We start from the raw sequence: 14,927 nt of genomic DNA on the forward strand, positions 1-14,927 counted from the left end.
AGCATATCAGCCAACATTATAAATGATTTTCATTCTCATTCAACAGTTAGTTATAATGTTCAGTAAAGTTTAATTAAAATAATTTTGTTATTAATTGATGAAAACCGATTCTCGTTCGGCATCTAGTTATATAACTAATAAAGTAACCCATCAGATGCATACTTTAATATTGCTTGTTGCTAATACACAGCTGAGTTTGTGGGCCATATTAAAAAAGATAAGGAATCAAAATGTTTACAAAAGCTATATTGTTATTATCCCTGCTAAGTATTGGAATTGTACAATTGTCTATGACAATACACGCCGCTGAGGTACCTCTGTCAATAGTAACAAGTGAGATAGTAGCTACTTCATCAGTCGTCGAACAACCATCTATTACACCATCTAGTGATGAGGCCATTAACGTAACTAATGTAGAGCATAAACTTGGTGAAGCCACTTTTGAAACACATGACCTATCTCCTTGGGGAATGTACAAAGCCGCTGATATTGTAGTGAAAAGTGTAATTATAGGGCTGCTTATTGCATCATTAATATCATGGGCTATCTGTATATTTAAATCTATACAGCTAAATATTGCCAAACGGCACAGTAAAAAATTACTTACACATTTACTCCAAAGCACAAGCTTTTCAGAGGCGAGCCATGATTTAACACAACAAAAAAGCGAAGCGCTAATATTTTTAACGGCAACTCAACATGAGTTACATCTTAGTGCTGCAGGGCCGACTACAGACGAAGCATTAAAAGAGCGCTTAGTAGCTCGTTTAGAACGCGTACAAGCATCCATATCTGCAAATGTGAATCTAGGCACTGGTGTACTGGCAACTATTGGGTCTGTAGCACCATTTGTTGGTTTGTTTGGTACTGTTTGGGGCATTATGAACAGCTTTATTGGCATTGCTAAAACACAAACAACGAACCTTGCCGTAGTCGCACCAGGTATTGCCGAAGCACTACTTGCAACCGCTTTGGGTTTAGTTGCAGCAATTCCAGCTGTTGTTATGTATAACCATTTTTCTCGTTCGATTGGCAGTTATAAAGCTATGTTGACTGACATTCTTACTGCCACCATGATACTAATTAGTCGTGATCTTGATAGAAAAAACCCTCAAGCAAAGCCTTTAGCTATCTTACTTAATGATGATAAAAGCCCTGTTAACATCGTATCTAAAGAGTCTTAAATAATGACATTTACTACTAAAAATACCGATAACGATAGTTTAGATGAACAGCATGAAATTAACGTTACCCCTTTTATTGATGTGATGTTGGTATTACTGATTATTTTTATGGTCGCAGCCCCCCTTGCTACAGTGAGCGTGCCCGTTAAACTTCCTGCAGTTGCAGCCCCAGCGCATCCAGAGAATGACGATCCTACCTATCTAACGTTACAAGAAGACTTAACCTTAATATTTGGTGAGGGCGATGTCATTCAACAACAAAATTTGGCTCAAGAACTAAAGCAGTATGGAATTGAAATTGAGCAACGTATTTTATTGCGTGCTGATAGCAAAGTTGAATATGGGCAGTTTATGGTATTAATGAATCAATTAACCAAAGCAGGCTACTCAAAAGTGGCGCTAGTGGGCTTAAAACACGAAACGGACGTTGCCCAGTGAGTATGTTTATAGGCACCACTGAGAAAGCTTCTCGCTTAGTATCATGGCAAGTAATTATCGCTATTTTAGGGGCTGTTATTTTACACTTTGCTATTGCAGGTTATTTTTTATTACCAAAAGAACATAATAACAATGTGCCTATCCAAGCATCCCCACAGGTCTTTGAGGTAAGCATTGTTGCTGCACCAAAGTCTGAACAATTAGCGCTACCTGTTGGGCCAAAGCAACAAGAATCAACGCCAATGAAACAGCAGCGCAGTGAACCTGAGGCTACAAAAATAGAGCCTTTAGTAAAGCCAATTATAGAAAGTAAGTCTGACTTTACCATTAAAGACAAACTAATTAAGCCTGCGCCAAGTAAACCATTAAAAAGAACCACTGAGAAAAAAATAGACGTTGTGCCGAAGTCACAACCTAATAGCACAACGGCAACGGGGGCGAGTGAACAATACGTAGATCAAACGAGTGCACCTGCTGCGTTACCAGTAAAAGAAGCCAAAGTGGCATCTGGCCCTGTAAAAGGTGCTTTGAGTGAACATGAAAGTTCGGCTAAACAACTTTGGCAAAGTGCGTTACAGCTACATTTAGAAAGGAAAAAACGTTACCCACGAATGGCTAAATTACGGGGTCAACAAGGTATTCCGTGGGTAAGCTTTACCATGGACAGAGAGGGGAATGTACTGGATGTCACCCTATTTAAGCCCAGTGGAATAGCTACATTAGATCAAGAGGTCATCGAATTAGTTAGACGTGCAGAGCCTTTGCCTGCACCTCCTAACACAGTAACAGGGGACCCAATTAGCATGGCCGTTCCTGTTGCGTTTTTTATTCATTAACAGCGATATCGCTGTGTTTATATAACCATTACTAATTACATGATAAGTAGTTAATACTAAAGGATAGACCATGATTGAAGAGTTACACGTTAACGAAGAAGCTAAAATACTCACTCTGGCCCAAAGGCTAAAGCTCGACACCACAACCACACATGACAGCTTAGATAAGATGATTATGACAAAACGACCTTTTACAGACTTAGGCCGTTACGCTTTATTTTTAGCGGTACAGTATCGTTTTCATTTAGCCATAGCGCCTCTCTATTGTGATCTTAAGCTGCTATGTTTATTTACGGATTTACCTGAACGAGCGCGTCTTAGTTATCTTAAAAAAGATTATTTAGATTTAAATGCCGATATTAATGATATGAAAGCCGAGAATAATTTGCCAAACATTGACTACCCAGCTTCTCTTGGTTGGCTTTATGTATCTGAAGGATCTAACTTAGGTGCCGAGTATTTATTAAAAGCAGCAAAACGTATTGGCCTATCAGAAGAGTTTGGTGCCACTCATTTGGCTCCAGCAGCGATTGGTCGCGGACAGTCATGGAAAGTATTTACAACCGCTTTAAATGCTATTGAGCTCACGTATGAACAGCAAAGCCTTGTCATTGATGGTGCCCGGGATGCTTTTAGCCTAGTACGTAGTACCGTTGATAGTGTATTTGAATAACGAGTAGTGTAACTATTTGTATGAGCTGGCAAAAACGAAATGGTAAATTATGAAATTCATAAATAAAACTAGCCCGCAAATAATTGCTGGTAACTTAAAAAAAATAACATACTTGGTAAGTGGATTTTTATTAACCGGAGTAGGCATAATAGGTTTATTTTTACCTATTATGCCTACAACTGTTTTTTTGATTGGTGCAGTTTTTTGTTTTAGCCGCTCATCAAAGCGTTTTGAGTACCTGCTACTTAATCATCCTCGTTTTGGGAAAACTCTCACCAATTGGCAAACGCATGGCACTATTTCTAAACCAGTAAAGATAATCGCAAGTCTCGGCATGTCCGTTGGCTATATTTTGTTTTATTTAGGGGGGCAACCCTCTTTATTGCTGGCTAGTGTTGTGGCACTATTTTTAATGATATGTGCATATTATGTAATTTCACGCCCTTTACCGTAATATAAAATATAATTTTTTTGGGAAGCATTAATGCCTATTAATTGAGTGACTGGAGGTACAACAGTAATCACTACAATAACAACTAATAATCATTAAATTAAAACCTAACTTCTGCATTAATATAAACACGACCTATGATAGTTGGATAGATAATTTTATGACCAGATACAATATTAACACTCAACTTAGACCAAGGTTTTAATGTAGATTTTTAGGCTTTTCCTTAATATATATCCAACGTTTAAAATAGTAAGTAATTTCTATCGGCAAAATTTCACTAAGATGATGTAGGGTTTTATCTATATTAGTTATTGAAAAAATACCTGTTACTTTATATTTAGCAAGCTCTGGCGCCACATTGATAACACCACGGTGGTATCTAGCGAGTTCGATTATAAAATCAGTTAATTTACTGTTGGTTGCTTGTATTTTATGCTCCAGCCATAATGCTCGACTAGTCGATAATTGCTGGATCGGCATAGTCCCCTTAGTATTAAAAGCAGCTTGCTGCATCGCTTTTAATTGCACAAACTGTATGCTTCTCATTGGCCGTAACTCCACAACTCCCTCATACACGCTCACTATGGTTTCTTGCTCACGTTGATTTACTATAAAATAAGTTCCAATTGGTACCACTTTGCCATCACGCGTCGTTACATAAAAAGGTTTTATGTCCTGTGCACTAGAAATCATAATTTCACCTTTCAACAAATACAACCTACGTTCTGATTGTTCAAAGTCAACATAGACACTTGTATCTGTATTCATTGACATTACTGTTCCATCGCTTAGAGTAACTGTTTTTATTTCACCTACGGCAGTAACATATTCACGCCTGCCAGGGTGCCCTGCCAAGCCAGAAAAAATTAAACTCAGATTCCCTAAAGTAAAAAGTCCTAATAAAAGTAGATGTCGACGCGACAATCCTTTTTCCTGACTTATTAATACTTTCCGACTAAGCTCAGATTGCGGGACTTTATGAAATTTTTCTTGTAATAACTCCAGTTGTTGCCATGCTAAAGCATGCTCAGGTTTTTCTTCATACCAAGTCTGAAAAGCAATTTCATCTTGTTGATTAACATCGTCAGCCCATAATCTTGCCATCCATATCGCAGCCTGTTGAATAGTATTTGAAGAAATTTTTTCCATAGTCAAGACTGCATCTCAATATTAACTATTAAACAACTTTGCAAAGCTTTAGCAATGTACTTTTCTACCGATGATACTGACACCTTTAATTTTGCTGCAATTTGTTTATAGCTCATATTTTCGAGTTGACGCATAAGTAATGCTTGGCGTACTTTTTCCGGAAGTTGCCGTAGAAGCATATCAATCTCATTTAATGCCTCAACCATAATAAGATGAGACTCTGGAGATTCAGACGAAGTAAGTGGATCATTCGCTATTAGTTCTAAGTAAGCCGCTTCAATATTGCGTCTTCGGTACAAATCGATGACTAACCCTTTTGCGATATGAGTTAAATAGCGACGGGAATCTTTTATATCTGGTAATGATGCTTTTGTTAGAATACGCAAATAAGTATCTTGTACTAAATCAGCAGTTACTTCTAAGCATCCTAATCGACGTTGAATATAAATGGACAGCCAATTATTGTGTTTTCTATACATATCATCAACGCACGCGATATTAGCAGGATTGATCACCATCACTTAGTATTACTCCAAACAACCTAATGGTAATGATAATACATTTCATTCGCAATTAATTCAAGAGTTGTACCTATTCATAATGATCATGATCATTATTATAGTTTATTAATATATAGGCATACTTGAATTAAAAGTAATGAAACCTTAAAGTAGCGCTTAATTAATTTTTCTGCTTGTGACAAGCGTTAAAGCTCAAAATATTTTTTCGAACTTTAAACTCACCGTATTTTTATCGTAACTGTATAACCAATCAACATTACTGTTTACTGTTATATGATTTAAGGTAAAAACTGGTGTCATGCTAAATACGGCTAGACTTGGCATGCTTACAATCAGTGTGTAATTTTGTTCAAGATCTTTACGCTTATGTGCCAATAAAGCACTATACTGCTCATATTTACGCGCCCTGAGTGATGCAAATAATGTTGCCTCTGCCCCGTTACCCCAGCGCTTATTGACACCAAATCTACTCGAAAATAATTGGTAAGCATGTACCTGTTCACTGTTATTCTTTTTACTGTAATCTAGACCACCAAATAGTAACCATTGTTCATTAAGCTGATACCAAAGGGTATTGTAATTTGCCAATTGTGTACCGGATTGATAACTATAGTGCTGAGGTTGATAAGATTGCTGCTCAATTTCAAGTTCAAGTTTTATATTTAGTTTTTTTGAAAGGTTTTTTAGCCAATCAAGCTTAATACCCGCAGCACTGTAAAGTGTGCTATTACCTAATGCATTGTATTTAAATTGCCCAGATGCTGAAAATTGTTCATAAGCCGTTTGATAGCTATAACCTAAGCTAGCAATCACAGTGTGCTCATTATATTCACTGTTATTTAAATAATTACTGCCATAAGCAAGGCCTCGAAAACTCAACCCGTGGTGACCAGAAAACGTAAATCGTTTACTAATATTTGCATCAAAGTCAACGCCCTCTCCCGATATTTCAGGCGGGGTTTTACGCTCGATTAAACACTCTTCAGTCGGTAGCCAAAGCAAACACGTATAACTTTGTGATGATTGATTTAAGTTATCACTAAGACTTGGCCCTAACGAAAAAGACCCTCGCCAAGCTTGACGATAGTTAAGCGCATCAATAAAACTGTTTACAGTGTGACGAACACCGTCAACCTTAGGGTTGTCATTTGGTAACTGCTCAGCAATATGCTCAAACAATATAAGCGCATCAGTATTTTTATTGTTATCAAACAACACCCGCGCCAACTCTAATTGACTAGGTAAAAAATCTTGTTGTTGAGCCAACACAACCAAATGTTGCTGCTCAGCTTCGTTTAAACGTCCAGCAGATCGAGCAATCGCACCTTGCGCATAATGAACTAGCATCACATCGTAATTTTCTAATGCCACATAACGAGATAACAAATTTTGTGCAGCTGGCCATTGCTTATGCTGAATTAAAAAATAGACTGCTTGGCCCAACTCATGAACATTGTTATTAACTTGGATTTGTTGCCCATTAATTGTAAAAGAGGAAGGTTTAGCTGAATCACGCGCCGCATCGGCAACGATTGAATGCTCATTTTGTTTTATATTTTGCTCTATACGTTGCTGTAAATGTAATCGCGTTTCAGTCGATGCAGATAAGAAAGGGGAGTTTAACACTAACATTAGTACCCATAATTGTATTACTGTTCGGTAGTAATGATTTTTATTTTGATGGCTCATAATAATACTCAAAAGCGTCAATTAAAGGGGCTAAATATTAGCCCCAACTAAATAATTGCGATTACTTTTTAGCTCCACCAAACGCAGTATCTAATTGACGGTTTGCAAAAGTGGCAATACCTGCAAGTGATGCTGCATCAGCACCAAAGAAATGGCCTTCGCTATTACCAAATACCACACCATTGGCAAGCGCCGTTCCTGAAAAAGCTGCCGTAGATGTCACGATATCTGCATCAATGCTCACTGAAAGCGCTGAATTAGCCAAGCTACCAGTTAACTTTTGTGTACCAAAATTAGCCGTAAAATCCCCGGTTAACTGATTACTACCGCTAAATTTATTAACCCCTTTAATGGCATAACTAGCCGTGCCGCTTACTGGTACTGTCGTGTTGGTACTATTGCCAACATAATATACTGCGCGGTCGTTGCCATTACCGTTAAAATCTTGTGACCATTCACCAAACCAAACATCACTAGTACCCACTTTTGCAAAATTAAATGCGCCAATACCACCATGACCCATGCTTAAAGAGTGAATACCGTTAGTTGGTTGAGCATAAGCTGATAATGCCTGAAAATCGACTTTCTGTTGAGTAGAGCCCATTGCTGCGATGCCAATACCAGCTCGCCCTGCTACATGAGGACCACCATTAACCGTAGACTCTCCTACTTCAATATTGGTATTGTCATTTTGAGTACCTACGTAGTTTGCATGAGCAGCAAAGCTAAAAGTGGTTGTGAGTACTGCGAGTGTTGCGAATAACTTGTTCATTTTTCAGTTCCTTTTAAATAAAAATCAATGAAATAAAAAGCACAACTAAGATGCTTTCATTAACTACACCGAACGAAAAACAAAAACCCACAAAAAATAATAACTATTTAGTTTGTGGGTTTATTTTTTAAGCTAATCAACTAAGTTAATTCAATAAATTAAAAGCTCATTTGTAGTTTTAACTTCACAGTTCTACCAGGAGCTGGAACACTCGAACGAACCAGTGGATCAATATAATAAAGATCGGTTAAATTCGTGGCTATCAACTCAACGTTGAGGCGCTCACTCCAGCTATACTTTGCATATGCGTCAAAAGTCAGCGCTTTATCTCGTTCAAGATCTTCTTCACTTTTACTTGCTGATAGATAAACACTTCGTAATCCGGTTTCCAGGGAATTTTCGAAATAACGACCACCAAGGCTCAAATTAACCGAGTCATTAGGAATAGCTTGATCGCTTAAGTAACCACCTGCAAAACCAGCATGTACACAATTCGGAACTGAGCCCTCGACAGGGTCCTGAGTAATTGCAAGGCTTTCATCACAGACTTCATTCTTAGTCATATGAGATAAACTTAAATCAGCAAAAAACGAACCATTGTCATAGCGACCTTGAAACTCAAACCCTTGCAATGTTTGCTTATCAATATTGTAAAAGCGTAGTAAATTACCTGAGCGTTCTATGACATCTTTTGTTTTATGATGAAAGTAGGTTAATTTAATATCCCCTTGCTCAAAGTTATGTACAAACGCAGTTTCATAATTATAGGTATGCTCTGGTTTAATACCTGTGTAAGGGTTGTTATTAGCCGAGAAGCCTAAGGTACTTTCGAACATACTCGGGAAGCGGATACCCTCGGTATAACGTATGTACACTCGACTATGTTCATTTAATAAGTAGGTTGCAGCAAGTGCTGGAGCCCAGTGGTTCCCCTTTTTTTTACCGCCATCAATTTGCTTATCGTACTCATTTACAGGCCCACCCGCTTGGCGACAACTGCCTTCTATATAATTAGCTACGTTATTCAATTCCCCGTTAACACATATATTATTCTCTCTGCGGTATTTACCCTCACCATTATGTAACCATGGATCTAAGACCGCTTTGTGTTTTTTTCTACGATCACTCTCTCTAAAATCAAGAAAACTCTCCAATCGTGCAGGATTATCAACAAAGAAGCTTGAATCACCAAACTGCTCTCTCTCTTGCTCTCTTATTTCTTGGTGTTCAGCTTCTGTGTAAGCTGTTTTATATTCTAAATATACACCTTCAGCGGCAGAGTGTTCTTTCGTAAAGCGCTCGTCTCCAGCCGAAATACGGCTTGATAAAAAGTCATCAATCGCCCAATAACTTTTATAACTTGCACCTGCTGAAAGTATCAGCGACTCACTAGGCATCCATTTAAAATTAAACTGTCCTTCAAGCTCTTCTCGTCTACCCTCGCGTGGCCAGTGCTTCCAACCATCGACTGTACCCCGGTATTCATCTTCTGAGCGAATTTTATGATATTGATAACGCGCTGACATAGTTAGCTCCAACTCATCGGATAACATCATTTGGTTACTTACATCAAAGCCAAAACGGTTCTCACGGTTACTGGCAACTGCTGTATTACGTATTATTGGACTTGCATCAGGATCCGCTAACTCCCATATTGCATTAGCGTAATTTGGGAACCCGCCAGCAGAATTAGTATTGCTAATAGTATGGGTGCTCCATAGGTTTGAAGTGACGTTAATAAACTTACTTTTCGGGTTCCACTGATATTTTATGTTATAGGCTTGTGCTTCAACTTTACTAAGAGGCCATTGCGCCATTTCACCATTTTCACCTATGTCACCAGCTCGACTTGCCATAATTTCACCATATTGCGCATTAGTGACACGTGCACCTAAGTTTAATTGCTGGTTTTCACTAATTTTAAATTCACCTTTGAGTAAGAAAGATTCCAACTCACTCGATGTATTTGGCACTTCATAACCTGGTCGTTGACGGTGCGCTAGAGAACGCGGATTCATTTTAGTAATATTGAACTCTTGATCATTAGGGTTATTGTAAAACTCTGATTTTTTGGTGCCACTAAAGTAGTTGCCCTTATTACGATATGCATAGGCGGCGAGTAATTCATAGTTATCTTGGCGCGTAGCTAGCGCTAAACGATAAGCGTAATCTTCACCTGACAAAGGGTTATTTTCTTTATTACCACTCATCTCTTGCCATAATGAAGGATCTCCATATGCAAAATTAGGTGACATTTGCGGGAAACCTTCTACATCCCTGTAATCCTGCCCTGTGAATAAAGTGGGCAGCTTAGGATCAACGGCATTATTACTGCTCTCTATGACAAGCCCCCCGCCGCTGCTTTCCCCTTCAAGCAGTACGTCGCTAGCACTAATAGTACTAACTTGCACCCCACCACCAACAGAAGTATGTGTATTCGGAGTTAAAGAGGGACCTTTTATTGCTTTAATACTGCCAATTAAATTTGAATCAACGTAATTTCGATTTGAAACCCCTCTATAACCACGCCACACAGTAATTGCTTGCTCAGTACCGTCTATTGATAATGGCACTCGCCCAGGTCCTTGCACTCCGCGAATACTGGGGTCAACACCACCACCATTTCGTGCATCACCGCTGTAAATATTGAGCATACCTTTGAATAAATCACCAGCATCTTTGCCCTTATATCGTTCTATTTCATCTATTGATGTATATACCGTAGATATATCGTCATCATAAATTGCATGCTTACCAGCTTCATCACGAGTGACACCATTGTTATCTCCTGTTGCTACATTAATTGTATTTAAAATTATTTTATTCTCATCTACTTTTGCTAAAATTCTATATGAACCATCTGCTTGTATTAAACTATAAAGTCCACTATTAGAGAGCAAAATACTCAAAGCTTGCTCAGCGCTATAATTACCTTTAAGTAAAGGGCTTTGTTTTTTATGTGTTAAACGAGCATCTAAATGGAACTCTATACCTGCAGTTATCGCGAGCTGATTTAAACTATTATTAAGTTTACCCGCGGGAATATTAAATGTATGTGTAATTGGACTAGCCGCATGTGACAATATCGGCATTGCTAAACTAGTAACCCCAAGATGAACACTGAGTAATAAGGTGAGTATTTTAGGGCTATGTAAGAATTGCATATCGATTTCCTTTCTTTTAGTTATCAGTTAAGCGATATACCGAATGAAATCGTATTTTCCTCAATAAATAATTTATTTAAAAAAGTCTATGTTAGAAGTTTTTAGTCAATTTTTATCGAATCCTTCCGAGAAAACCCATTGCTCGACGCGAAGAGGCGTCGATGGGATTAATCGGAATAACTAGCCCTGATTTTGAATGTATTTTCGAATTGTATCAGCAGAAGCATTTCCAACTGAGCAAACAAAATACCCGTCAGACCAAAAGGTTTTCTCAATCCAGAATTGCTTTTTCAACCACTTAAATCTCGACCATAGGCTTTGTGTCGTTGATTGTTTAATTCTACGAACATAACTCGCAACACAAATGGTCGGGGAAATCGTAAGCAATATGTGTATATGATCCTTGTCTACCTCGATCTCTTCAATATTAAATTCTGAGCGCTCTGTAATTTCAGAAATTTTTTGTTTTACGAATTCACCCAAGTTACCTTGTAGCAATTGCCTTCTATATTTCACAACTAAGATTAAATGTAACGCTATTAGATATTTGCAGTGTGATTTAGTTTCATATTCCATCTTGACAACCCTTTCATATACAGTAGTCTATACAGCATATGAAAAAGACGCTTAGATACAATTACAGACTGAATCCTACGCCAGAACAAGAAGCTAAACTCATAGAGTTTGGCGCGACTGCGCGTGGTATTTGGAACTTATTACTGTCTGAAAATATGCGTCGATATGAGTTCGATAAAACATTCTTGTTTTACAATGATATGGCCTCGCTTCTTAAGGAAATAAAGCCTTTTGAAGAGTTTACGTGGATTAAGTCTTTTGACTCGGCAGCAGCTCAGCAAGTTGCTCGCGACTTAGAAACTGCGTTAAAGAACGCAATCTCGAAAGGCCGTTTGCAGCGCTTTCCAAAGCATAAAATCTCATACAAAAAGAAAGAACTTCACAACGATTCATTTCGAGCGGTAAACAATTCTAATTGCATCCGTATTGAAGATGGCACTATCAGTATTCCAAAAGTTGGTAAAGTGCCTATCATTTTACATCGCGAACTGGCTAGCAAAATCAAAACGGTAACTGTTCAGTTTCGCCACGGTAAATGGGAATGCAGTATTACTCAAGAAGTGGAGTGCAAAACAGCGCTTCGCGTTTTAAAAACAATCACAGGTTTTGACATTAACTCAAAGCAAACGGTAGTTGGCTCGAACGGCTACGTGGCCGAGAATCCAAAGTTTTTAAAGCAATCAAAAGCAAAATTAAATCAATTGCAACGTCAGCTTGCCCGCCGAAATAAAGGCTCAAATCGCTGGCACAAAACAAAACAACGCATCAATAAATTACACGGTAAGATCTCAAGACAAAGGCTCGACTTTGCACACGAAATCTCACGACAGATAACCAATGAAAATGACATTTTAGTGTTTGAAGATTTAAACGTAAAAGCGATGCAAAAATTCAATGGCAGCATGGTAGCTGACAATGTGATGGCTCTGATAACTCAGCTTTCAAAATACAAGGCTGAGCTTGAAGGCAAGCTCTATCATGAAATTGGTCGATTTGAAAAGTCGACTGGGATTTGCGCAGAATGCGGCCAGCACCATGTTTTAACATTGAACGATAGACATTTCATTTGTGTGGCTTGCGGAGCGCATAAAAATCGCGACCTTTCAGCGGCTAAAAGCATAGCGAACACAGGTGAGTTAGACTTAATAGCGGCTGGAATCGTCGCAAGGGTTAATCCCACTTCTCAGCGGAAAGCAGCTAATAAAATGAAAGTCTTCGAGCTATCGAAGTTTGCTGTTGGATCTGAGAAAAAAGAAGCAGCCTAGCATTCATAAGCTAGACTGTAGAAGCCCATTGATCGACACGTGGTGGCGTCTGTGGGTAGTTCACAATGTATATCCGTCTATAGGTAACGTTCTGACTTAATGAAATCAACTGTCCAAGTTAATTGATGCTAGATAATAAAGATAATTTAGAGATCATGTATTTACCTACTCCACAGTGTTTTTAAAGCTTAATCCCTTTTAATAGTAGCTTAATAGGGTAATTAGTCTTAATTGTTAACTATTTCACTAATGAGTTAGTAAAATATTGATCTAATTAACTCGTTAGATTCGACATTAACTTATTCACATATCCACAGTACCTATTAATTCTATTAAATCTATTAAAACTATAAGATCTATAAGAACTATAGGCGCATGTAAGTCATTGTTATTAAAAGATAAAAACATGATGGCAGATCATATATTTGGTGTTTCGGATCATATATTTGGTGTTTCGGATCATATATTTGGTGTTTAGATTACATATATTTGGTGTTTAGATTACATATATTTGGTGTTCTTTTTTAGAATAAGGTTCTGACGACATACACTATTTTTATAGTATATGTCTCATTGCTAGCATGCAAAATGATAGATTAAGCTCTTTTTTAATATATTTAATACAATTCTGAGGTTGAAAGTTTGTATTTGTGTATATGCGTAACATATTTTTGGTGTTGAGAGCTTGTATCTTTGTATGTACGTAACATATTTTTGGTGTTGAGGGTTATATCTTTGCATGTACGTAACATATTATTGGTGTTTTATTTATTTGTAGGGCTATATTCGTCGTATTTTATGGGAAGTTATTAAAAATAGGTCTATGTGAGCATATTTTATATGAGCTACATTACATATTTTTGGTGTTATTAAGAGTACATACCAAAAATATGTAATATGCTTTTTAATATGGAATATCTAAATTATCTATAGTCAGTTTATTCGCAATATCAATTTCTTCTTTGCTGGATGCTTGTTCTGCGCGGTTATTACGCCTTTCAATCAAGGTTGTAGCTATTTTATTAGATAGATCCTCATTACCAGTGTAATTGTATGCAGAAAGTAACAGTTTAAGTTCTGCAGTTGATAATTTTTTACCATTGCCTTCAGACTTTAATTGCTGCCTTTTAAGCTCTAGCTTTTTAATAGTAGAAATAGCATCGCGTTCATTAAATTCCTCAATATTGCCTTTTGTTATCCAACTCATAAGGAATTTGATAGCTATGATTTTGTTGCCTTGTTTTTTTAATTCGTAGCCAACTTCACCATTAGCACTTTCATAAAATAATAGCTCTTTATTTGTTGTCGGATTGGCCTTGAGAATATCAATGCTGCTTCTAATGCATCTCTGCATAAAAACCCCATTATTTTTAAAAGATAATTTATCTGATTTTAAATTCCCTTTTTCATCATATAGACCAAATAAACCTTTTAGTTCATCAAGCTTAATCAAGTGCATTTCGTAGCCGGGCTCTTTAAACCTACTAAGTATTTCATAGAGTCGCTTTGCGTATTCCTGTTTTATGCATAAAAAGCTTGTGGTATTGATCAGCGCAAATCCTTGCTTATACTCTATAAACTCAGACTTCAGAAGATCATTAGGTATCATTGTAAATGTGCGGTTTTTATAGCTTATATTTTTAAATATTGGTTTATAGTCAAATTCAATTTCACCATTACCATCTTCAGTTTTTATACCAACGCTATATCGTGATAGCCGCATAGCTACAGGGTTAAGGTATGTCGCTATATGTTTTGGCGCTATATTGAGCCAATTGGAGAGCTGAGATGCTGAAAACTCGTATTTAGGGGTTGTTCCAACCCAATCACTTTCTTTCATAGTTGCAATCATGAGTGCAAATATATCTGCTTCACGGGCAGATAAATCTTGGCGACTAAATACTATCTGATGGCTCTTTTTTATGTGTTTAGGAAGAGAATCCCTTGAAACTACTTTCTTTTTCTCATCGATGCTCATTTCTTCTTCCAATGTCGAGACTGTATTTGCTAGTTGATGACATATTCTTGGTGTTTTTACTAGATTACACATATTAGACATTAAAATATACTCTCTAATTAGCTTATATTTCGATGATGAGGGGAGCTTGTATTTCAATAGTCATTTTTTAAAATAACGATAAAAATATTCCTCAAGTTGTATTTTACCTACAATCCCTATTTGCCAACACCTACGGCTTCTTTTTTG

The 14,927-nt window shown here is 37.4% G+C and carries 13 protein-coding genes; 6 read left to right on the forward strand and 7 right to left on the reverse strand.

The window, feature by feature from the left end:
- The first annotated feature begins 230 nt into the window (after positions 1-230).
- From exbB to NDQ71_RS24190, 5 genes are all read left to right on the forward strand, one after another.
- Positions 231-1,184, forward strand: a complete 954-nt coding sequence (exbB, locus tag NDQ71_RS24170) for a tonB-system energizer ExbB (RefSeq protein WP_086995605.1) — start codon at positions 231-233, stop codon at positions 1,182-1,184.
- 3 nt (positions 1,185-1,187) lie between these two features.
- A complete protein-coding gene (locus NDQ71_RS24175; protein ID WP_086995608.1) occupies positions 1,188-1,622 on the forward strand; it encodes a biopolymer transporter ExbD in 435 nt (144 codons plus the stop codon).
- A gap of 2 nt (positions 1,623-1,624) precedes the next feature.
- Positions 1,625-2,458 (forward strand): energy transducer TonB, encoded by an 834-nt coding sequence (locus tag NDQ71_RS24180; protein ID WP_086995610.1) that lies wholly within the window; start codon positions 1,625-1,627, stop codon positions 2,456-2,458.
- Between the two features lie 70 nt (positions 2,459-2,528).
- Positions 2,529-3,131 (forward strand): biliverdin-producing heme oxygenase, encoded by a 603-nt coding sequence (locus NDQ71_RS24185; RefSeq protein ID WP_193039111.1) that lies wholly within the window; start codon positions 2,529-2,531, stop codon positions 3,129-3,131.
- 49 nt (positions 3,132-3,180) lie between these two features.
- Positions 3,181-3,585: a YbaN family protein gene (locus NDQ71_RS24190; RefSeq protein ID WP_086995616.1), complete on the forward strand. Its 405-nt coding sequence runs from the start codon at positions 3,181-3,183 to the stop codon at positions 3,583-3,585.
- A gap of 198 nt (positions 3,586-3,783) precedes the next feature.
- On the opposite strand, the gene NDQ71_RS24195 is transcribed toward NDQ71_RS24190, so the two are convergent.
- The 6 genes from NDQ71_RS24195 to tnpA all read right to left on the reverse strand — a co-directional run bounded on the left by NDQ71_RS24195 (position 3,784) and on the right by tnpA (position 11,456).
- Positions 3,784-4,734 carry a FecR domain-containing protein gene (locus tag NDQ71_RS24195; protein ID WP_086995625.1) on the reverse strand — a complete coding sequence of 317 codons (951 nt, stop codon included), beginning with the start codon at positions 4,732-4,734 and terminating at the stop codon, positions 3,784-3,786.
- Between the two features lie 2 nt (positions 4,735-4,736).
- On the reverse strand, positions 4,737-5,255 hold the full coding sequence (locus tag NDQ71_RS24200; RefSeq protein ID WP_086995628.1) for a sigma-70 family RNA polymerase sigma factor: 519 nt from the start codon (positions 5,253-5,255) through the stop codon (positions 4,737-4,739).
- A gap of 192 nt (positions 5,256-5,447) precedes the next feature.
- Entirely contained in the window at positions 5,448-6,887 is a 1,440-nt protein-coding gene (locus NDQ71_RS24205; protein ID WP_301563128.1) for a surface lipoprotein assembly modifier, read from the reverse strand.
- Between the two features lie 118 nt (positions 6,888-7,005).
- Positions 7,006-7,716 carry a Slam-dependent surface lipoprotein gene (locus tag NDQ71_RS24210; protein ID WP_193039110.1) on the reverse strand — a complete coding sequence of 237 codons (711 nt, stop codon included), beginning with the start codon at positions 7,714-7,716 and terminating at the stop codon, positions 7,006-7,008.
- A 158-nt stretch (positions 7,717-7,874) separates the two neighbouring features.
- Entirely contained in the window at positions 7,875-10,880 is a 3,006-nt protein-coding gene (locus tag NDQ71_RS24215; RefSeq protein ID WP_301563129.1) for a TonB-dependent receptor, read from the reverse strand.
- Positions 10,881-11,060: 180 nt separating this feature from the next.
- On the reverse strand, positions 11,061-11,456 hold the full coding sequence (gene tnpA / locus NDQ71_RS24220; RefSeq protein WP_193051319.1) for an IS200/IS605 family transposase: 396 nt from the start codon (positions 11,454-11,456) through the stop codon (positions 11,061-11,063).
- A gap of 38 nt (positions 11,457-11,494) precedes the next feature.
- On the opposite strand from tnpA, the gene NDQ71_RS24225 reads away from it, so the two are divergent.
- Positions 11,495-12,721, forward strand: a complete 1,227-nt coding sequence (locus NDQ71_RS24225; protein ID WP_301563130.1) for a transposase — start codon at positions 11,495-11,497, stop codon at positions 12,719-12,721.
- Between the two features lie 904 nt (positions 12,722-13,625).
- Here NDQ71_RS24225 and NDQ71_RS24230 read toward each other — a convergent pair.
- Positions 13,626-14,699, reverse strand: a complete 1,074-nt coding sequence (locus NDQ71_RS24230) for a replication initiation protein (protein ID WP_179808317.1) — start codon at positions 14,697-14,699, stop codon at positions 13,626-13,628.
- Between the last annotated feature and the right edge of the window lie 228 nt (positions 14,700-14,927).

This window comes from Pseudoalteromonas sp. KG3, assembly GCF_030436385.1.
GTDB lineage: Bacteria > Pseudomonadota > Gammaproteobacteria > Enterobacterales > Alteromonadaceae > Pseudoalteromonas > Pseudoalteromonas prydzensis.

Excerpts from the sequence above, each read along its gene's own strand:
- NDQ71_RS24185 (WP_193039111.1), top strand. The coding sequence starts at position 2,529 with ATGATTGAAGAGTTACACGTTAACGAAGAAGCTAAAATACTCACTCTG.
- NDQ71_RS24225 (WP_301563130.1), top strand. The coding sequence starts at position 11,495 with ATGAAAAAGACGCTTAGATACAATTACAGACTGAATCCTACGCCAGAA.
- exbB (WP_086995605.1), top strand. The coding sequence starts at position 231 with ATGTTTACAAAAGCTATATTGTTATTATCCCTGCTAAGTATTGGAATT.
- tnpA (WP_193051319.1), bottom strand. The coding sequence starts at position 11,456 with ATGGAATATGAAACTAAATCACACTGCAAATATCTAATAGCGTTACAT.
- NDQ71_RS24210 (WP_193039110.1), bottom strand. The coding sequence starts at position 7,716 with ATGAACAAGTTATTCGCAACACTCGCAGTACTCACAACCACTTTTAGC.
- NDQ71_RS24230 (WP_179808317.1), bottom strand. The coding sequence starts at position 14,699 with ATGAGCATCGATGAGAAAAAGAAAGTAGTTTCAAGGGATTCTCTTCCT.
- NDQ71_RS24205 (WP_301563128.1), bottom strand. The coding sequence starts at position 6,887 with ATGTTAGTGTTAAACTCCCCTTTCTTATCTGCATCGACTGAAACGCGA.
- NDQ71_RS24215 (WP_301563129.1), bottom strand. The coding sequence starts at position 10,880 with ATGCAATTCTTACATAGCCCTAAAATACTCACCTTATTACTCAGTGTT.
- NDQ71_RS24175 (WP_086995608.1), top strand. The coding sequence starts at position 1,188 with ATGACATTTACTACTAAAAATACCGATAACGATAGTTTAGATGAACAG.
- NDQ71_RS24190 (WP_086995616.1), top strand. The coding sequence starts at position 3,181 with ATGAAATTCATAAATAAAACTAGCCCGCAAATAATTGCTGGTAACTTA.
- NDQ71_RS24180 (WP_086995610.1), top strand. The coding sequence starts at position 1,625 with ATGTTTATAGGCACCACTGAGAAAGCTTCTCGCTTAGTATCATGGCAA.
- NDQ71_RS24195 (WP_086995625.1), bottom strand. The coding sequence starts at position 4,734 with ATGGAAAAAATTTCTTCAAATACTATTCAACAGGCTGCGATATGGATG.